The 19,466-nt window shown below is 65.5% G+C and carries 18 protein-coding genes; 12 read left to right on the top strand and 6 right to left on the bottom strand.

The annotated features are described in order from the left end of the window. The first annotated feature begins 288 nt into the window (after positions 1 to 288). The 3 genes from ACFFN1_RS09795 to ACFFN1_RS09785 all read left to right on the top strand — a co-directional run bounded on the left by ACFFN1_RS09795 (position 289) and on the right by ACFFN1_RS09785 (position 1,937). Positions 289 to 1,062: a hypothetical protein gene (locus ACFFN1_RS09795; RefSeq protein ID WP_376840540.1), complete on the top strand. Its 774-nt coding sequence runs from the start codon at positions 289 to 291 to the stop codon at positions 1,060 to 1,062. Positions 1,063 to 1,084: 22 nt separating this feature from the next. After that, a complete protein-coding gene (locus ACFFN1_RS09790) occupies positions 1,085 to 1,480 on the top strand; it encodes a hypothetical protein (RefSeq protein WP_376840539.1) in 396 nt (131 codons plus the stop codon). A gap of 139 nt (positions 1,481 to 1,619) precedes the next feature. Further along, on the top strand, positions 1,620 to 1,937 hold the full coding sequence (locus tag ACFFN1_RS09785) for a hypothetical protein (RefSeq protein ID WP_376840538.1): 318 nt from the start codon (positions 1,620 to 1,622) through the stop codon (positions 1,935 to 1,937). A gap of 639 nt (positions 1,938 to 2,576) precedes the next feature. Here ACFFN1_RS09785 and ACFFN1_RS09780 read toward each other — a convergent pair. From ACFFN1_RS09780 to ACFFN1_RS09760, 5 genes are all read right to left on the bottom strand, one after another. Next, positions 2,577 to 3,332 carry an iron ABC transporter ATP-binding protein gene (locus ACFFN1_RS09780; protein WP_376840537.1) on the bottom strand — a complete coding sequence of 252 codons (756 nt, stop codon included), beginning with the start codon at positions 3,330 to 3,332 and terminating at the stop codon, positions 2,577 to 2,579. After that, positions 3,329 to 4,561 carry an iron chelate uptake ABC transporter family permease subunit gene (locus ACFFN1_RS09775; RefSeq protein WP_376840536.1) on the bottom strand — a complete coding sequence of 411 codons (1,233 nt, stop codon included), beginning with the start codon at positions 4,559 to 4,561 and terminating at the stop codon, positions 3,329 to 3,331. Before ACFFN1_RS09775 ends, ACFFN1_RS09780 begins: the two co-directional genes overlap by 4 nt. Then, positions 4,554 to 5,642: an ABC transporter permease gene (locus ACFFN1_RS09770; RefSeq protein ID WP_376840534.1), complete on the bottom strand. Its 1,089-nt coding sequence runs from the start codon at positions 5,640 to 5,642 to the stop codon at positions 4,554 to 4,556. The genes ACFFN1_RS09775 and ACFFN1_RS09770 overlap by 8 nt, the downstream gene beginning before the upstream one ends. Positions 5,643 to 5,709: 67 nt before the next feature. Next, the gene (locus ACFFN1_RS09765; RefSeq protein ID WP_376840533.1) at positions 5,710 to 6,696 is read right to left on the bottom strand and encodes a siderophore ABC transporter substrate-binding protein; all 987 of its coding nucleotides are present in this window, start codon (positions 6,694 to 6,696) and stop codon (positions 5,710 to 5,712) included. A gap of 347 nt (positions 6,697 to 7,043) precedes the next feature. Then, on the bottom strand, positions 7,044 to 7,799 hold the full coding sequence (locus ACFFN1_RS09760) for an SDR family oxidoreductase (protein ID WP_376840531.1): 756 nt from the start codon (positions 7,797 to 7,799) through the stop codon (positions 7,044 to 7,046). Positions 7,800 to 8,072: 273 nt separating this feature from the next. Between ACFFN1_RS09760 and ACFFN1_RS09755 the strand changes: the two genes are divergently transcribed. From ACFFN1_RS09755 to ACFFN1_RS09725, 7 genes are all read left to right on the top strand, one after another. Further along, the gene (locus tag ACFFN1_RS09755) at positions 8,073 to 9,152 is read left to right on the top strand and encodes a TetR family transcriptional regulator (protein ID WP_376840530.1); all 1,080 of its coding nucleotides are present in this window, start codon (positions 8,073 to 8,075) and stop codon (positions 9,150 to 9,152) included. Continuing rightward, positions 9,149 to 10,741 (top strand): ABC transporter substrate-binding protein, encoded by a 1,593-nt coding sequence (locus ACFFN1_RS09750; RefSeq protein WP_376840529.1) that lies wholly within the window; start codon positions 9,149 to 9,151, stop codon positions 10,739 to 10,741. Before ACFFN1_RS09755 ends, ACFFN1_RS09750 begins: the two co-directional genes overlap by 4 nt. Beyond that, positions 10,738 to 11,697 carry an ABC transporter permease gene (locus ACFFN1_RS09745; protein WP_376840527.1) on the top strand — a complete coding sequence of 320 codons (960 nt, stop codon included), beginning with the start codon at positions 10,738 to 10,740 and terminating at the stop codon, positions 11,695 to 11,697. The genes ACFFN1_RS09750 and ACFFN1_RS09745 overlap by 4 nt, the downstream gene beginning before the upstream one ends. Beyond that, positions 11,697 to 12,674: an ABC transporter permease gene (locus ACFFN1_RS09740; RefSeq protein ID WP_376840526.1), complete on the top strand. Its 978-nt coding sequence runs from the start codon at positions 11,697 to 11,699 to the stop codon at positions 12,672 to 12,674. The genes ACFFN1_RS09745 and ACFFN1_RS09740 overlap by 1 nt, the downstream gene beginning before the upstream one ends. After that, positions 12,671 to 14,566 (top strand): ABC transporter ATP-binding protein, encoded by a 1,896-nt coding sequence (locus ACFFN1_RS09735; RefSeq protein WP_376840525.1) that lies wholly within the window; start codon positions 12,671 to 12,673, stop codon positions 14,564 to 14,566. The genes ACFFN1_RS09740 and ACFFN1_RS09735 overlap by 4 nt, the downstream gene beginning before the upstream one ends. Further along, positions 14,550 to 15,674 (top strand): serine hydrolase domain-containing protein, encoded by a 1,125-nt coding sequence (locus tag ACFFN1_RS09730; protein ID WP_376840524.1) that lies wholly within the window; start codon positions 14,550 to 14,552, stop codon positions 15,672 to 15,674. The genes ACFFN1_RS09735 and ACFFN1_RS09730 overlap by 17 nt, the downstream gene beginning before the upstream one ends. 459 nt (positions 15,675 to 16,133) lie before the next feature. Further along, positions 16,134 to 17,801, top strand: coding sequence for a hypothetical protein (locus tag ACFFN1_RS09725; protein ID WP_376840523.1), 1,668 nt, complete (start codon positions 16,134 to 16,136; stop codon positions 17,799 to 17,801). Positions 17,802 to 17,829: 28 nt separating this feature from the next. Here the strand turns inward: ACFFN1_RS09725 and ACFFN1_RS09720 are convergent, their stop codons facing one another. Next, entirely contained in the window at positions 17,830 to 18,258 is a 429-nt protein-coding gene (locus tag ACFFN1_RS09720; protein WP_376840522.1) for an MFS transporter, read from the bottom strand. A gap of 81 nt (positions 18,259 to 18,339) precedes the next feature. Here ACFFN1_RS09720 and ACFFN1_RS09715 point away from each other — a divergent pair, with 81 nt between their 5' ends. Next, on the top strand, positions 18,340 to 18,678 hold the full coding sequence (locus ACFFN1_RS09715) for a serine hydrolase (protein WP_376840521.1): 339 nt from the start codon (positions 18,340 to 18,342) through the stop codon (positions 18,676 to 18,678). Between the two features lie 127 nt (positions 18,679 to 18,805). After that, the coding region (locus ACFFN1_RS09710; protein WP_376840519.1) for a hypothetical protein at positions 18,806 to 19,466 on the top strand (661 nt) is incomplete at its 3' end.

Here is a 19,466-nt window from a genome sequence, read left to right as displayed (position 1 = left end):
GAGACGAGTTGAGGAACTTCTATCTTCACCCAAGGCCCGCCCCTCATTCATCACCAACACCCGGCAGTCAGAGACCGCGTCACGCACTCTGAAACCGGAAGAGCCGGTTCATCCCGTACAGGCCGCATTTCACCCGTCCGGGGGATGTGCGTGCGGACCTGAGCAACGACACTGTTACATGAGCACTTGGTGTCAGGCCGGTTCTGGCACAGCTGTCAAGCCGTGATAGTTGCGTTTGATCGGAATGGGCTTTAAGCCAAGTCTGGGCCGAAAGGAAGGGAAACCCTCGTGAATCTGCCGATTAAGATAGTTGCATTGACCGCCGCAGCGGTTCTGCTGGCTCCGACCGCTGGATCCGCCGTTGCTGCCAACCAGGGCGGAGAATCGCGCGTTGAAGCCGTGCGCGAACTCGCCAAAGGTGGCGGGTTGGACGCAGAGGTCGAGAGCCTAGCCAAGTTCGTCACGGGAAAGCCAGGTTATCAATCATTGGATGTCCGCAAAGCGCGAGCATCTGGTGCGAGTGAGATCGTCGTCGAGGTGACAAAAGAGACTGTTGCTGCAAACAATTACCTCGTGGACGCGATCATGTCCGGCGAGAAGCTGGAGAGCGTGTCACTGGAGTCGTTCCCGCTCGTGGAAGAGATGATGGAAGCATCACCCAGTCAAGACAAGGAGACGCGAAATGATGAGATTCCGCTCGCAAAGGCAGGAGTGAATGCTTGCGGTGACAAGAAGCATCCCGTTCCCTCCAAGTCGCCAACGAGGCATCAGAAGAAGTCGTCGAATCCACATGCGGCTCTGCGGAAGGCTGGATTCCACAGAACCGCCGGTTATGCCTGCGGTGCCCGGGGATACAAGTGCGCCAGCGACTACACTCAGGGCCGCGGAATCTCAACGAAGTATGGTTACTGTAAGAGTCCGAGGTTCCGAAACCAGGGGTATGTGACAGGGAAGAAAACTTACTGGATCCAGTACGGTGAACCGAACCCAGAGATCCACAATTATAGCTGGCCTTATCTGACATGGGGCGCTTACGTGAAGTGGTGGCATGACAAACACTGAGAGTGTCCGCTTGACAGATCGGGTGAAACGCAATGTCCGGTTCCGTCGCTTGATTCGTCGTGTCGTAATCGTGGCGGGAGTGGCATTCGCTGCTCTCGCCGCGGTGGTTATCGTGGCGTACTTCGCGTTGCCATCCTTCTTCGTGCAGGACGCAGTGTACGACAACGTACCTAATAAGGCGTCCTGCTCGGATATTCCGTCAACGGCTTCGGTGAACGAGGCTATCGAGGAGTTTCCCGCTATAGGTGACGCCGATGCAATTGCTGTCGAGCGCTGTTCTGGGGCGATTATGGAGATCCAGCTTTCCGATAATGAGACGCGCGCGAAGGTTGAGGACTACCTCGACCAGACCGGCACGTTTGACCGATCAACTGGTTGGTGGTGGCATTCTGTTCCCGTCGAGATCCGGAACGTATGAATATTCGCAGGGTCAGAGGGTTCTAGCGGTTCTATTCCTGGTCCTGATCTGTTCCACGTGCTACTTCTTAGGCTCCGGGAGGTACGATTACGCCGCTCACTTTGTAGCTGGAGCCGGTGGCACAGTGATTCTGTCTTCTGTGCTCGAGGCAGGCTGGCTGATTATTGATCAGCGGTCGCTGACCGCATTAGGCAGTTTCCAAGCGGGCGTAGTGGTTGTCGTGCTCCTCTCAATAGGCGTCGGTTTGATTGCAGAAATCGTGATGTTTGCGGCCCCTGTTGCAGACATCTTAGACATCGTTCATCAGTCGCTGGGTGCAGTGCTCGTCGGTAGCGTCCTGGTCGTTATGCCAATTCGCTATCCGGAACAGCCGAGGATGCTGATTCATGAAGCAGCCGGAGTTGTATGTGGCACAGGCCTGATTATCGTGGGGGCTCGGCTTGTCGGCATCGTCTGAACACAAAGTCAGGGGCGATTATCCACGCACAACCATCATGATACTGGGTTTGCTCTGGTTTACTCTCACTATCATCGGCAGCGTTGTGTCCTGGCATCGGACGCTGATTCCTGTCCAGGTAGACGGTGTTGTGCGAGACCTCGTGATCTATGAAATAGATCAGCCAGGCGTGGACGACTGGGTGGAACTGCGCATCGGCGGTCGTAGAATTGTGGTGGGAAATGAGGCGCTGCGGTGCGTTAAGGCCGATTCAACCTTGCACAAGGCGGCATGGTCACGAATGGTTGAGGTGAATGGAACAGAATGCATGCTGCCCCTGCCCCGACAGGCTCTCACAGATACTCTTCTGCCACTGGCGATCTTCGGCGGCTTCCTCGTGGTGTCGGCGTTGAAGTCACGTTCAGGGAAGCCCACCGACCCGCGTGACCGTTAGCAGTAGGTGAGACCGTCAATTACTAGAGTAAGACTCGCTAACGGGATCAACCAGGACTACTAATAGCTCGTTCAGGTCATGTTCCCCCTGCGCATCCCAGAAATCAGTACAGAAGACATCAACACTCGGGAGCGATTTGAGGCAAACCTCATCGCACTGGGTGGTGAAAGACTCGACACTAGACGTGTCGATGCAGCGGGCCCGATTCAGTAGTACACGGCCAGCGGCCCGCGCGGGCCGTCGATGACGTTGACGGGGGTGTCGAAGACATCGGAGAGCACCTCGGGTCGCATGATCTCGGCTGGGGTGCCGAAGTAGCAGACCTGTCCGTCCTTGACCGCGCAGATCCGCTTGGCGTAGTGGCCGGCGAAGTTGATGTCGTGCAGCACGATGACAACGGTGCGGCCGAGCTCGGCGGCGGCCCGCTCGAGGTGCTGCATCATCTGCACCGAATGGCGCATATCGAGGTTGTTCAGCGGCTCATCGAGGAGCACATAGTCGGTGTCCTGCGCCAGCACCATCGCGACGTAGGCGCGCTGCCGCTGCCCGCCGGAGAGCTCATCGAGGTACCGGCCTTCCAGCGGCCCGAGGCCCAGGAAATCGATCGAGCGGGTGATGATCTCATCATCGGCAGCGGTCAGCCGGCCGTGCGAGTAGGGGAACCGGCCGAAGCCCACAAGCTGGCGGACGGTGAGCCGGGTGACGAAGTGGTTCTCCTGCCGCAGGATCGAGACGATCTTCGCCAGATCCTTCGACTTCGTCGTCGCGACGTCGTAGCCGGCGATCTCGATCGCACCCTCGTCCATGCCCATGAGCCGGCCGACCATCGTCAGCAGCGTCGATTTGCCGGCCCCGTTGGGCCCGACGAGGGCGGTGACGCCGCCGGCGGGGATCTGCAGGTCGACCGGGCCGATGGCGACCTCGGTCGAGTAGCTCTTGCGCACAGCGGAGAGGGTGATCACAGGCGGCCCTTTCGCAGGATGTAGAGCAGGAAGAACGAACCGCCGACGACCTCGATGATGATGCCCACAGCACCCTCGGCATAGAACAGGTGCTTGAGGGAGAAGTAAGCGCCGGCGAGCACGGCGATGCCGGTGAGCCAGGCGAGGGGGAACACATACCGGTGGTCGTGGGTGTCGGCGAGCTGGTAGGCCAGCATCGCGACGAGGAAGCCGAAGAACGTCATCGGCCCGATGAGGGCGGTCGAGATCGCCATGAGCACGGAGACGAGCAGCAGCACGATGATGTTGTAGGCCCGCTGGTTGAGCCCGAGGTTGACGGCCGTGTCATGGCCGAGGGCGAGTACATTGAGCTTCGGGGCGAGGAACCACAGTGCGGCACCGGCGGCGGCGACGATGGGGGCTGCGATCCACAGGTGGCTGGCCTCGGCGTTGGAGATCGAGCCGATGAGCCGGGCGGTGAGCAGATCGAACTCGCCGGGCGTCATGAGCCGCTGCATGAACGTCGACAGCGAGCCGAGCCCAGCACCCAGGATGATGCCGATGAGCAGCATGATCTGCATGTTCGCGTACCGGCCTGAGAGCAGCCAGCCGTAGAGGAACGCGGCGAAGACGACCATGGTTCCGACGGTGGTGAGGAACATGCTCGTCGACCCGGCCGCGACGATGCCGGCGGCGCCGAAGAAGAACACCATCGAGGTGTGGATGAGCGTGTACAGCGACTCGAAGCCCATGATCGAGGGCGTGATGATCCGGTTGTGGGTCACTGTCTGGAACGCCACGGTCGCCATCGCCTGGCAGAAGGCGACGATGACGATGACGGCGATGTTCGTTGCGCGCAGGTTGGCGATGAGCCAGAATCCCTCCGAACCGACCGGCATCGGGTTGTCCCAGGCCAGCAGCGCGAAGCAGGCGGCCAGCGCGAAGGCGCCGATCCCGGCCAGGATCGCGAAGTAGCGCACCCGCGCGGATCTGGTCGGCAGGGCGCCCTGATGGCGGGTGCCTGGTGCCGGTGCCGGCGTATGAGTGCGTGCGCTGGTGGTCCGGGCTGCCGCGCCCGAGGCGGCGGTGGCGGTCTCGTCTGCCGTGCCCGAGGCGGTGCCGGCGGTGGGGGTGGCGCCGGCGGTGGGGGTGGCGCCGCCGACGTCGGGCAGGGTGGACGGGCCGAGCTGGCCGGCTTGGCGGGCCAGCGATGCCGGGTCGGTGTAGGTCGCGTGATGCACCTCAGCCACGGCGGCGCCTCCTCAGCAGCAGGACGATGAAGACCGCAGCGCCGACGACGGCGAGGATGACGGAGACTGGGATCTCGAAGGGGGCGACGATCGTGCGGCCGATGATGTCGCAGACGGTGACGATCGAGATGCCGAGCAGGCACACCCACGGCAGGTTCGAGCGCAGGTCGTCACCACGGAACAGCGAGACGATGTTGGGCACGATGAGGCCGAGGAACGGCAGGTTGCCGACGACCACGGTGACGATGCCGGTGGCGATCGCGATGAGCCCGGTGCCCAGCAGCAGCACCTGGTTGTAGTTCAGGCCGACGTTCGTGGCGATCTCCTCGCCCAGGCCGGCGACGGTGAACCGGTCGGCGACGATGAACACGGCGATGACGACGATGAGCACGAACCACAGCGGTTCGTACTGTCCGCGCAGCACTGCGGTGAAGGAGCCGGCGAACCAGATGCCGACGGTCTGCAGCAGATCGGTCTGCAGCGCCAGGAAGGTGGAGACCGCGCCGACGACGGCGCCGAGCATGAGCCCGATGATCGGCACGATGAGGGAGGACTTCAGCGCCACGCGGCGCAGGAAGGCGAAGAAGATGAGGGTGCCGATGAAGGCCGTGATGATCGCCACGCTCATGGTGACGATGAGCGGAGCGCCGGGGAAGGCGATGAAGGCCAGCAGCAGACCCAGGCCGGCCCATTCGGTGGTGCCGGTGGTCGTCGGTTCGACGAAGCGGTTCTGGGTCAGCAGCTGCATGACGAGCCCGGACATCGCCATCGCCGCACCGGCGAGCACGAGCGCGATGGTGCGCGGCACCCGGGTGATGGCGAACATCTCCGAGCCGTCTTCGGCGCCGAAGATGTCGTAGACGCCGGTGAACAGCGAGGAGGCGACCAGCGCTGCGGTGACGAGCAGGCCGATGAGCAGCGGCCACGTGAACAGGGGAGCCTTCCGCGCCCGGCCAGCCGGTGCCTCGGGCCCGGTGGACCCAGCCGGCACCTCGGGCACGGCAGCATTCTGCGTAGCGGCAGGCGCGCGGGTGCCGGCACCGGTGGTGCGGCTGGCCTGGTCATGCTCGCTGATGCTCATGCTCTCAATCGGGTGGGGTCAGGGGGTGCCGGTGGAGCGGATGGCCCCTGACCCCACCGGCAGGCTGTCACTTGGACTTCTCCATCGCGTCGGCGACGTCGTTGAAGAAGGTCGTGTACGTCTGGATGCCTTCGGCAAGGTAGGTGTCCTTGGGCATGTAGACGATGTTGCCGTTCTTCACGGCGTTGACGTTCTTGAGCGCCTGGGACTCCTCGATGATGCTCTGGGCCGGCTTGGCATCGTCCTCGATTGCGGAATCGCGATCCATCACGAGCAGCCAGTCCGGATTCGAGTCGGCGATCGCCTCCACGGAGATATCGTCACCGGTGTGGTCGTCCGATGCGCCCTCCGGAGCCTCGATCGAGGGGGTCAGGTCGAGGATGTCGAACACCGGGCCGAGCGTGCGGCCGACCTTCGGTGCGGAGTAGTTGATGTCGCCGCCGGAGGTGATGACGCCCATGACCTTCTCATCGGAGTTGTAGGCCTTCTTCACCCGCTCGATCGAGGCATCGAAGTCCTCGTTGAGCTGCTTGGCCTCCTCCTGCTTGCCGAACACCTCGCCGAGCACCTCGGTCTGGCGCTTGAGCTCAGCGTCGAGGGGCTGGTCGTCGCGCGGATCGAGGTTGAGGATCGTGGCATCCGGGGCCAGCTTGGCGAGATCCTCCTCGTACTGGGAGAAGCGCTGACCGTTGATGATGAGATCCGGCTGGGCTTCGACGACGGCTTCGAGGTTGGGCTCGCGGTGGTTGCCGAGATCGATGACATCCTTGTTCTGGGTGTAGGAGACGCTCTCGGGCATGAGCGCCACGGCGCCGGCCTTGAGCTCCACGCCCCAGTCGTCAAGGGTCTGGAAGGTGCGGTTGTCGGTGGCGACGACGCTCGTGGGCGGAGTGGCGATCTCGTGGGTGCCGTTGTTGTCTTCGACGGTCACGGTCGCGGAGTTCTCAGGGGTTTCCTCCGCCGAGGTGCCGGTGTCTGAACCGCAGGCGCTGAGGGTGAGTGCGACGGCTGAGAGAGCAGCGACGGCGCTCAGACGGCGATGCTTGATCCGCATCAGGTAGGGCTCCTTTCGAGTGCGCGCTGTCGGTGGACTGCACCGGTGACGCGCGGGGGCGTGGTGGTGTGGTTCGGGCAGTCGGAAACTCCCGATTCCTTAGGCGAACCACACTAAAGCTGCGCTCACCTATTTACGAAACGGAAACGTGTCCAACGTTCGTTAGGCTAACGTTACCTAACTGCCTCGGCAGTGCACACCCTCGGGGGCCGGTTTGTGACGCGACGCATATCCCGGCGGTCTCCTATCCCGGCGGTTTTCGCGCGCAGCATGGACCCCCGGCCGAGGTGGGCTCGACCGGGGGTCCGTGAGTGACAGTCAGCAGACGGCTGGCTGTGGGGGCTGGGTCAGACGCCGCCGCACAGTGTCATGCCGCCGTCGAGGGTGAGGATCTGGCCGGTGATCCAGCTGGCCTCATCGGAAAGCAGGAAGGCTGCGGCTGCTGCGATGTCCTCCGGCGTGCCCAGGCGCTTGAGCGGATAGGCCGCGGCCACGGCCTCCTCGTCGTGGGCGTAGAGCTTCTCGGCGAATCGGGTCTTGACGACGGCCGGGGCCACGCCGTTGACGCGGATGTTCGGTCCGAGCTCCACGGCCAGCTGGCGAGTGATGTGCACGAGCATCGCCTTGGAGGAGCCGTAGAAGCCGATGCCCTCGGGCTGGCCGAGGCCGGCGACCGAGGCGACGTTGAGCACCGCACCGCCGCGCTCGGCCAGCGAGGCTGCGTAGACCTTCTGCGTCCAGGACAGGGCGGAGATGTCGTTGACCTCGAAGACCTTGCGGGCGGCATCGAGGTCGAGTTCGATCATCGGGCCGTAGACGGGGTTGATGCCGGTGTTGTTCACGAGGATGTCGATAGGGCCGAAGGCTTCGGTGGTCTGCGCGATGGCCTCATCCTGGTGCTCGGGTCGATCGGCCTTGCCGGCGACGTAGATCGCCTTGTTCGGTCCGCCGAGCTGCTCGGCGGCCTGAGCAAGTGCCTCCTCGCCGCGGGCGGTGATGCACACCCGTGCTCCTTCGGCGACGAGACGTTCGGCGATGCCGAAGCCGATGCCGCGCGATGCGCCCGTGACGATCGCAGTCTTCCCAGTGAAACGCTGGCCCATGGTGCCTCCCGGCGGGTTGTTTGAATACTCGCTGAACGATTGTTTATTAACTTTACCGGCTCGATGGTGCGCGTCAAAAGCCTCTCGGCATCCGGTCAGCGGGGCGGGTGCGGGAAGGGGGCCGGCGGTAACCGCAGGGCATCCGGCGGGGAGCCGCCCGAAGGTGCGCGAGAGCAGGAAGGGTGTCGCCGTGGACGCGCTATGACGCGGCTCTCAAACCGGTCATCAACCGGCAATGTAGCGATTCTCGCAACTTACGGCTACGGTTGGCTCATGACTGCGACAACCTCACCTGCTGCAACATCGGCCGCTGCAGTGGCTGCGCGGGTGGGTCATGCCCTGCGCATGCGCGAACTCAGCCAGGTCGATGCCGCCCGGCAGATCGGGGTCGACAAGACCAAGCTGTCGAAGTCGCTCTCAGGCGCGCGCCGCTTCCGGCTCGAGGAGCTCAGCGCCATCGCCGATCTCACCGACGTCTCCCTCGACTGGCTCACCAGGGGAGCGGACAGCCAGCCACCAGCAGAGCAGCACCCGGCTGACACGTTGGCCGACGCCCCTGCGGGCACGTCCGCCGGGGCGCCCGCGGGTATGTCTGCCGGGGAGCCGGATGCCGCAGCGGCCGGCCGGAAGGCCGTCGCAGCCGGCCCCGGTGGGGCGAAAGCGCAGCGGATGCGCACCCGCATCGCCGATGCAGCCTGGCGGCTGTTCTCCGAATGGGGCTATCACCGGGTGCGGATGATCGACATCGCCTCACGCGCCGGCATCAGCGCAGCCGGACTGCACTATCACTACACCTCGAAGCAGGAGGTGTTCGTCGCAGCCCTGCAGCACTCCGCCGCTCGCCTGCAGCGCGAGCGCGCCGCGCTGCTCGCCAGCACAGCCGCAGGCACCCGCCGTGAACACATACAGCTGCTGCGCGCACTCATCGAACTCAAGCTGCCGCCCGGCTTCGCCGCCTGCATCACCGATGCCGAAACCTCGACGATCCTCGCCGGCGACTGGTCGATCTGGCTGCAGAACTTCGCCGAGATCGCCGTCGGCGCCGGTTCCCGCACCGCCGCCTCGACCCTCGCCGCGGCCTGGGACGCCGTGCTCACCGACTGCCTGGCCGCCGGTGACAGCGCGGGAGCATTCGACGTCGGCACCCCGGACGAGGCGGCGGCACAGCTGACGATCTTCCTCGACGGACTCGTGCTGCGCACCCTCGCCGGTGCCGCCGACGACCCCCAAGCACTCATCGACCGCTACCTCGCCGCGACCATCCTCGCACCCGCACCCACCGGCAGCACCACGCATCCTGCACCGGCACCTCGGGCGCGGTCGGCGACATCGAAAGGAGAGTCAGCATCATGACGGCATCACCTGCCACCGGCAGACCCCAGCGCCGCCCGACCCGGCGCGCGATCCTCGGAGGCGGCCTGGGCGCCGGCCTCGGCATCATGCTCGCCGGCTGCTCCAGCGGCAGCCAGCCGACCGTCGGACCCGCAGCCGAAGTCACCGGACCCCCGCAGCGCGGCGGTGAGCTGCGCGTCGGATTCGTCGGCGGCGGCGCAGCCGACACCCTTGACGGGATGAAGGCGACGAACCTCGGCGACATCGCGCGGGCAATCAACCTCTACGATGCGCTCATCGGCCGCGGCGACGAGTACGAGATGTTCCCAGCCGTGGCCGAAAGCTTCGTCCCCAACGATGACGCGACCGTATGGACGGCCACCCTTCGCGAAGGCATCAAGTTCTCCGACGGCCGACCGGTCACCGGCGCGGACGTCAAGGCGAGCATCGAGCGCATTCTCAACCCCGATGACCCCGGCAATGACGCCGCTGGTCTCGCCGCCGTCGATGAAGTCGTTCCGATCGACGACCGGACCGTTGAGTTCCGGCTCTCGACGCCGGACTCTGTGCTCAACGAAGCCGTCGCCCAGTACACCGTCATCATCGTTCCGGCCGACTTCGACCCGGCCAACCCGGTGGGCACCGGGCCGTTCAAGCTCGAGAGCTTCACCCCGGGCCTGTCGACCCAGCTCGTGCGCAACGAGCACTACTGGGGTGAAGGCCCCTACGTCGACGCGGTCACCCTGCTGAACTTCAACGACACCGACGCACTCATCAACGCCCTGCTCTCTACCCAGGTCGATGCCGTCGCACAGATCCCGACCTCGCTCATCGACGTCATCGGCGCCGACGCCCGGATGCGGATCCTCAACTCCGAGACGGGCATGTGGATGCCGTTCACGATGCGCGTTGACCAGGAGCCCTTCGACGACGAACGGGTGCGGCAGGCCTTCCGGCTGGCGATCGACCGGCAGGAGATGATCGACCAGGTGCTCTCCGGGCAGGGCCGGATCGCCAACGATATGTACTCGATCGACGACCCTGAGTACCCGAGTCACCTGCCGCAGCGCGAACAGGACCTCGAACGGGCCAAGCGGCTGCTCGCCGAGGCCGGCTACCCCGACGGCATCGACGTCGAACTTGTCACCGCGCCGATCCAGTCGGGAGTCGTCGAAGCCGCCCAGGTGTTCGCCGAACAGGCCAAGGGCGCCGGCATCCGGGTGACGATCAACCGGCTCGACCTCACCGCCTACTGGTCGAACTATCTGGAGTACCCCTTCAGCCAGAGCTTCTGGAACACGAAGTCCTTTCTCACCCAGACGACCGCAGGCACACTTCCGAACGCACCGTTCAACGAATCCCACTGGGACGACCCGAAGTTCATTGACATTTGCGCACAGGCGCGCGCAGAAGCCAACGAGGAGGAGCGCACGAAGCTCATCCAGCAGGCGCAGGAGATCCTCTACGACCGCGGCGGCCTCATCATCTGGGGCTTCGCCAATCAGGTCGACGCCTACCAGGCCTACCTCGGTGGCCTTCGCGAGAACGCCACCGGCATGCCGCTGTCGGGCTTCAACCTGCACCGCGTGTGGATCGGAGACATCGCATGATCGGCAAGCTCATCCTCAGACGGCTGCTCATCAGCATCGTCATCCTCTTCGCTGTCTCGCTCATCGTCTTCTTCGCCACCCTGCTGCTGCCCGGCGACCCGGCGCGGGCGATCCTCGGCCAGCAGGCCACCCCGGAGCGGATCGACGCACTCAACCGCGAGATGAACCTCGACAGCCCACCGCTGACCCGCTACATCATGTGGCTCGGAGGGCTGTTCACCGGCAGCCTCGGCACCTCTGTCGCCACCGGCGAACCGGTCAGCCAGCTGCTCTCCGACCGCGTCGGCGCCACCCTCGTGCTCATGATCGCGGCAGCGGCGATCAGCATTCCCGCCGGCATCGGACTCGGCATCTACTCTGCGCTGCGCCGCGGGCGGCCCTCCGATACGGCGGTCTCGACCGCCTCACTCGTGCTGGCCGCGCTGCCGGAGTTCGTCGTCGGCATCGGGCTGGTGACGCTGTTCTCCACCACGGTGTTCTCGATCCTGCCGGCTGTCACGATGTCGCCGCCGGGCACCCAGGTGTGGCAGTTCCCCAGTCAGCTCATCCTGCCGACCGCAGTGCTCGTCCTGGTCGTCACCCCCTACATCGCCCGCATGATGCGCGCGACGATGATCGAAGTGCTCGACTCCGGCTATGTCGAGATGGCCCGCCTCAAGGGCGTGCCCGAACGCCGCGTCATCCTCCGCCACGCCCTGCCCCACGCGGTGGGCCCGGTCGCGCAGGTCATCGCCATCCAGCTGGCCTGGATGGCCGGCGGCGTGGTCGTCGTCGAGTTCCTGTTCCGCTATCCCGGGATCGGCCAGGCCCTCATCGACGCGGTCAACTACCGCGATGTGCAGGTCGTGCAGGCGGTGACGATGATCGTCGCGCTCATCTACATCATCGTCAATCTGCTCGCCGACATCGTCGGCATCCTCGCCAACCCGAAGCTGCGCACCGGAGGTGACGCCTGATGACTACCACACCGCCTCCCGGCAGCACCGGCCAGCCGGTGCAGACTGACCAGCCGCCACAGTCCGGCCAGCCGCCACAGTCCGGCCAGCCGAGCCCTGCCGGCCCGTCCCTGGAGACCAAAGACGCCCACACCGGCACCCGCAACACCGTGCTCACCCGCTTCTGGGCGCAGCGACAGGCGAAGATCGGCGTCGCGATCACCGCCGTCGTCGTGCTGCTGGCCTTCCTCGGCCCGCTTCTCGTGCCGTGGGCCACCGGCTACACGACGACCGAATTCGTCGCCCCGCCCTTCAGCGGGGAGGGCGCGGCAGGCACGGACAACCTCGGCCGCGATGTCCTCACCCGGTTCATCGCCGGCGGTATGACCCTCATCCTCTACGCTGCGCTCGCCACCCTCATCGGCCTGGTGCTCGGCGTGCTGTTCGGGATGACCGCCGCCTACACCGGCGGCTGGCTCGACGCCGTCATCATGCGCAGCAACGACGTGCTGCTGGCCATCCCGCAGCTGGTCTTCGCGCTGCTGGCGATCACCGTGCTCGGCCCCCAGGGCTGGGTGCTCGTCACCGTCATCGGCATTACCCACGCCCCGCGCATCGCCCGCGTGGCCCGCTCGGCCACGCTTGGCGTCATCAACGAGGACTACATCCGGGCAGCGGAGATGTACGCGATGCCGCGCCTGAGGGTGCTGACCCGGGAGATCATGCCCAACATCACCGGCCCGATGGCCGTTGAGGCCGGCCTGCGCCTGACCTATTCGATCGGCGCGATCGCCTCGCTGTCCTTTCTGGGCCTGGGCATGCAGCCGCCGGCAGCCGACTGGGGTCTGATGATCAACGAGAACCGCATCGCCCTGTCCGTCCAGCCCTGGGGTGTGCTCTTGCCGGTGGCGGCGATCGCACTGCTGACCGTGGGCACCAATCTCATCGCCGACTCCATCGCGCGAGCCTCGGCCACATCGAATGCAGGTGAGCAATGAGCAGCTTCGACACCACTTCCACCGGCAGCATCGCCACGGTCAGCCCGTCTGCACGCCGCTCCTCAGCCTGGCATGCCCGGGCGCAGGAGGGCGGCAACGTCCTCGAGATCGACGATCTGCACATCACCGCCACCACCTCGGGGGCGGACGTCATCACCGATGTCGACCTCGACCTCAAGCCCTCCGAGATCCTCGCCCTCGTCGGCGAATCCGGCTCCGGCAAGACGACCGTCGGACTCGCGGTGCTCGGGCATTTCCGCACCGGGCTGACCCACGCCGGCGGCACCGTGTGGCTCTACCCGTCGGACGCCGATGAGCCGGCGGAGATGACCGCGCTGCCTGATGCCGTGCTGCGGCAGCTGCGCGGAGCGCGGGTGTCCTACATCCCGCAGGATCCCGCGCTCTCCCTCAACCCCGGCATGCGGGTCGGTGAGCAGATCAGCGAGGTGCTCGACATCCACGGCTTCGGCTCCTCCGAGGAGGAGCGGGCCGAGCGCGTCCGCTCGGTGCTGCGCGAGGTCGGGCTGCCCGATGATGAGGCCTATCAGCGGCGCTGGCCGCACCAGCTCTCCGGCGGTCAGCAGCAGCGCATCGGCATCGCGATGGCCTTTGCGATGTATCCCGATGTGCTCGTCCTCGATGAGCCGACCACCGGCCTCGACGTCGCCACGCAGGCGCAGGTGCTCGACACGATCCGCGAGATGACCGTGCGCAACAAGGTCGCCGGCCTCTACATCACCCACGACCTGGCCGTTGTGGCCGAGATCGCCGACCGGATCGCGGTCATGCTGCGCGGGCGGATCGTCGAACACGGCTCGTGTGCCGACGTGCTCGAACGCCCGCAGCACGACTACACGAAGACGCTGCTGGCCGCCGTACCGGACCTGGCCGGGCGCAACCGGATCGGCGACTTCGAACGCGCCGACGTGCCTGCAGATGAGAAGGCGGCAGCCGAGGCGAGAGCCGCGGCCGCTGAGCAGAATCAGAAGACCCACCTGCTCACCACGGATGCGACCTACGCGAGCCCCGCTGCCGAGGCGGTCACCGCCTCGGGCCCGGAAACCGGCACCGGGGGCACAGCCACCGGCGGGGCGACGGTGGCAAGCGATGTGAGCGAACTGCAGCCGACAGCGCCGGCGACCGATGCGGTGCTGCAGGTGCGCGGGCTGGGCCTGAGCTACGGGCCGAAGACGATCCTCGAATCGATCGACCTCGACCTGCGGGCCGGGGAGTGCACGCTGCTGCTGGGCGAATCCGGTTCCGGCAAGACGACGCTGGCGCGCTCGATCGCCGGCCTCAACGACGGCTACACCGGCGATGTCATCTACCGCGGGCGTGACGTTGCGCGCTCGACGCGGCAGCGCAGCGTCGGTGAGCGCACCGACATCCAGTACATCTTCCAGTCGCCGTTCTCCTCGCTCAACCCGAGGCGCACGATCGGCGAATCGCTGGCCGTGCCGCTGGAGATGGCTGGCGGGCTCTCGGCTGCCGAGCGCCGCGAGCGGGTCAAGGACGCCCTCGATGTCGTCCGGCTCGGCCGCCAGTTCCACGACCGGCGCCCCGGCGACCTGTCCGGCGGTGAACGGCAGCGTGCCGCGATCGCCCGCGCGCTGGTGAACATGCCCAGTGTGCTCATCTGCGATGAGATCACCTCAGCACTCGATATGTCCGTGCAGGCGAGCATCATCTCGCTGCTGCGCACCCTGCAGGACGAGCGCGGCCTGGCGATGCTCTTCGTCACCCACAACATCGCGCTCGCCCGCCACATCGCCTCCCGCGTCGCGGTGCTCAACGCCGGCCGGATCGTCGATGACGGCCCGGTCGACGCGGTGCTGGAGAACCCGCAGCACACCTACACCCGCGACCTGCTGTCCAATGTGCCCAGCCTCTGAGGCCGGCTCCGTCGCCGAGGTCTTCGACCGGCACGTGCGCGTGGGCGGCGGCATGGCGTTCGCCGTGTGCCGCGACGGCGAGCTTGTGCACAGTCTGGCCGGCGGGGGCACCTGCCGTGGCGGGGCTGCCGCGCCCGAGGTGTGGACGCCGGAGACGATGGCCGTGCTGTTCTCCGGGACGAAGGGCCTGGCCGCCGCCGTCGTCGGGATGCTCGTCGATGACGGGCTCATCGACGTCGACGCACCCGTCGTCCGGTACTGGCCGGAGTTCGCGGCCGCAGGCAAGGACGCAGTGCCGGTGTGCCATCTGCTGAATCACACGGTCGGGCTGCCGTATGTCGACCCGGACCCGGCCGGGCCCGGCGAGCAGTACGACAACCGGCTCATGGCCTCCCGGCTCGCCGCCCAGCAGCCACTGTGGACCCCGGGCTCCAGGGTCGCCTATCACGCGATCACCTACGGCTATCTGGTCTCCGAACTCGTGTGGCGGGTCACCGGCGCCGACATCGGCGAGCACATCGCCGAACGCATCGCCGGCCCGCACGGACTCGACATCCACCTCGGGCTGCCTGCGGAGCTGGAGGACCGGGTCGCACCGATCCACCAGGCTGTCGGCTATCGGGTCTCGACGTTCCTCGACGACGACCCTGAGCGCCGGGCGATCGTCGACCGGATGTACGCCGGGCTGCTGCTGTCCGGAGACAGCCCGTTCAACACCCGCGCATACCACGCCGCGCAGCAGGCCGCTGCCGGCGGCATCGCGACGGCGGAGTCGATGGCGCGGTTCTACGCGCTGCTGCTGGAAGACGGCACGATTCTCTCCCGGCAGACCCGTGAGCTGTTCACCCGCACCTGGTCGGAGGGGATCGATGCGATCAACGACCGGCCGCTGCGCTTCGGCCTCGGGTTCGAACTCGCCGACCCGATCGGCACCTACGGGCCGGTCGAGGCGGCCTTCGGGCATTCGGGTGCCGGCGGGGGACTGCACGGCGCATGGCCTGAACACGGCATCGCGTTCTCGTTCCTCACCAATGAGATGCAGTCTGAGGATGTCGACACCCGGGTCAAGGATCTGCTCGCAGCGCTGTACGCCGAGGTGACCGGCTGAGCCGTCGGGGTCTCCGGTTCATGAGGCGCCGGCGCTCAATCGGGGACAGCGGCAAAGCAGCCGCCGAGCGATACCATGAGATTACCCGACAGCGGAGCAGGGGCCGTGATGGATGTGCTGATTCCCCGGCTCAGCGATGAGGCTGTCACTCGGATCGGCAGAAGCGCTGAAGGACTGGGCCCATTGTGAAGTGAACAACTGCATCGCAGGTTGGAAGTGGTTGATGCCCGCGTGGCGGTTAAGCTCTTCGGCGAGCATTGGAAGAGGCCGGTCGAGGTTCGTGCTGACCTCGCCGGCCCCGCCCTGATGGCCGCCGTATGGCGGGCGAACACCTGACGCCTGCAATTTCGGTAGTCTGTTGCTGAGTTCGAACGACACAGCTACTGGTGCCGTGCAGGCAGGAACGCGAGGTGCATCATCGCCAAGAAGCGGAAGAAGTCGAAGTCAACTCAGCGGCGGTTGCCGCGCGAACAGCGGCTGACGGCCCTGCGCACGGCGTTCGTCAGACGCTGCGAAGACCAGAACCTGAAGTTCGGGGTCCATGCGGTCCAGGTGTTCGACCAGGTGTTCCATATGCAGGACATGATGTTCTCAGGCGAGCAGGAACCCGATGAGCTTGACTCGCTCACACTTCTCGAACTCATCACCGAGACGATGCCGGCCCGGTCGCTGGAGGACGACCTGAGCTACATCCCGGTCGTCGGCCGGGAGCTCGGCCGCTTCATGGCGGCCCGGTATCCCAAACGCTGGCCGGATCTCGATGACTTCCTCACCGATGTCGATGCGTTCATTGCCTCGGACGCGGTTAACCGCGTGCCGAAGTCGTCGACCACGAAGATGGTCCAGTACGCACTCGACCAGGGTTTCGCTATGAATGATGAAGCCAGCACCGCCGCCTTCATGGAGCACTTCAACGCCCTGAGCTTCGAGGAGCGCTCGGCAATCCTCGATGCCGATGGTCCCGCCGCGCTTCCGCTCATGCTGGCAGACCCCACGACGGGTGAGATGTGGGGTTCGGGGCAGCGCCGCAGCAGCTTCCTGGAGGACGCCAGCCCGGATGACTTCGCCGTTGCGCCGCAGCTGTCGCCGCAGGAGCAGCGAGACCTCATGACCCTCATCGACGATGAGATCGCTGCCGGGCACGCACAGATGCGCGCCCTGCTGGGTATGCCCGAGCAGCTGCCGGAGGAGGTCCCGCCGCTGAAAGATGTGCTCTCGGACCCGGCAGCGCTGCTGGAGCTGCGTCTTCCCAGCGCGGTTCTGCGGCTGCTGGCCTGGGTCGACAGCGGCGAGAAGAACAGGCGACCGGTCACCAGCACCCTCGCAGTCAAGCCGATCCATCTGGCCGAAGTCGGCGAACTGTGCGGTATGGATGACGCGACTGAGATCGCTGCAGCCAGGCGGATGGACAACCTGTGGGAGCTCACGAAGATATGGCGCATGCTGCTCAGCTCGGAGTTTCTCGTCAATGACACTGCAGCCACGGTGTGCTGCGGTTCAGAGACGCGTGAGGATGGGCTGCTGGCTGTGGCGCGCGCCCTCGATGAGCAGCTTCGCAATGGTGCCTCACCTGCCGATGCAGCGGCGCACGCTGCCGAGGCGGCCGGGGACGAGGCGCTCGGGAGGCTCATCCAGTTCGTGGTGCTGTGGTGCGTCTATACGCTGCACATCGACAACAGCAGCTGGCCCATGGCAGTCGAGCAGGCAGAATTCGACAGCTTCCTTGCAGAGATGGCAACCGTCTTGATCACCGGCGTCCCGCTGTTGCTGGAGGACATCGAAGTGTGGCCTGACGTGCCGCAGGAGGCACAGCAGGCCGGGCAGCACTACAGCTCGGCAGCTGACGCGATCGCACAGCTGCACGGAGACGCGCCCGTCTCAGAAGAATTCGGCAGCGACTATGCCAGCCAGTATTGGGCCATCACCGCAGGTATGATCTGCAGTTCTCTCGTCAGAAGATTCCGTCGCCTGGAGACAGCGGGTTTGCTCAGTGCAGACGAGCGCGGATGCTTCACCGCTGTTCCTGCGGCGCGCATGATCCTCTTGCAGGCGACTGACATCGGTGGGGAGCTCTCCGCGGCGGACATGGCCGAATTTGCTGACGACCCGGATGATCCAGCAGCCTGAGCTGCGCTGACGGGGACAGAGCTGCGCCCTAACCGCCGAGGTCGACGACCCGGCGTGCCCGTGACTGATGGTGGGTGGTGATCGCGATCGTCGTGACGACCAGCCCGATGACGGTCAGGCCGACACCGGTGAGTGCAGGTGCGCGGAAGCCGAGCCCGGCGTCGATGACGATGTCGCCGGCGAAAGCCCCGAGCGCGTTGGCGAAGTTGAACGCCGCATGGTTCATCGCCGCAGTCAGCGAGGGTGCGTCGTGGGATTCGCGCATGAGTCTGGCCTGCAGGGCAGTGACGAACAGCGAGCTGAAGATGCCGATGACCGACACGCAGCCGATCGCCACGGCCGGCACGTGGGCGAACAGCCCGAAGGTCAGCAGCACTGCACCCAGGCCGACGAGCCCGATAGCAGCCGAGCGCTCGATCGACCGGTCGACCAGCGGGCCCGCGACGAAGACGACCATGAGGCTCAGCAACAGCCACCGGCGGTCCATCTTGGCCGCCAACGCAGTGATGACCGGTGCGCCGATGACGACGCGGAGTCGATGGCGCGGTTCTACGCGCTGCTGCTGGAAGACGGCGCGATCCTCTCCCGGCAGACCCGTGAGCTGTTCACCCGCACCTGGTCGGAGGGGATCGATGCGATCAACGACCGGCCGCTGCGCTTCGGCCTCGGCTTCGAACTCGCCGACCCGATCGGCACCTACGGTCCAGTCGGCACGGCCTTCGGGCATTCGGGTGCCGGCGGGGGACTGCACGGCGCATGGCCTGAACACGGCATCGCGTTCTCGTTCCTCACCAATGAGATGCAGTCTGAGGATGTCGACACCCGGGTCAAGGATCTGCTCGCAGCGCTGCATGTGGAGATCACCGGCGGGAAGTGAAGCGGTATTGGCCGGCGGTGGACGCCCGGCTAGCGGTGAACCGATGGATGGCCGTCAACGGCGGCCAGTTGCGGATCGTCGTGAGTATAGTGATCTCACTGACGTCTGACATTGTGAGGATTGGCCTATGCGGTTGATGAAGCGGTGGCTGATCCCGTCATCGTCGCCGTTGCTTGCCGTCACTGCAACTGGGTACGGTCTCAGCACTGTCGCTGTGGCGATCGTGACCGCACCCGGCCCGTTGACAGTTGCGCTCGAAGGCGAGCCAATCGTCGGTGGGTTCATCACTTTCTTCGCTTGGATGATGCTTTCCGGTTTCGGATGTGGTCTGTTCGCCGGTGCAGCTTCCTTCTCAACGGTACGAGGTACGCTGCCGCTGACCGGGCTCGGTGCCGTGGGAGTGGTCTTGCTGGTGTCTCCGTTGCATTCAGTGCCGTGGCTCTACATGCTCACCAGCGAGGGCGTCGCTGACCGGCCCTCGGGGGTTACGGTTTTCTGGCTGCCGGTCTTCGGTGTATGTGTGCTGGCTGGAACGATCGCCACAGCAGGTGTGTCGCGAGCGTTGGGCGGAGGGCACTTTTCGGACAGAACGCTGATCCTCGCAGTCGCTCCAGATGGATCAGCTCTTGACGAAGAAGTAGTGAGGCTGCGTGAGCGAGCAGAAGAACTTCTCTGCGAGCACTGCCCGAACTTCCGCTTGCTGCCCATCGATCACAGTCAGCATAGGACCGATCCTGAATATGATCTGGCCATAGATGTTGAAGAGCTTGTCGAAGACGTCGCGCAGG

Origin of the sequence: Brevibacterium otitidis (genome assembly GCF_042429315.1) — a bacterium.
Lineage (GTDB): Bacteria > Actinomycetota > Actinomycetes > Actinomycetales > Brevibacteriaceae > Brevibacterium > Brevibacterium otitidis.
The sequence above is the reverse complement of the archived record's forward strand: the minus strand, read 5'-3'. Positions and strand labels throughout refer to the sequence as shown.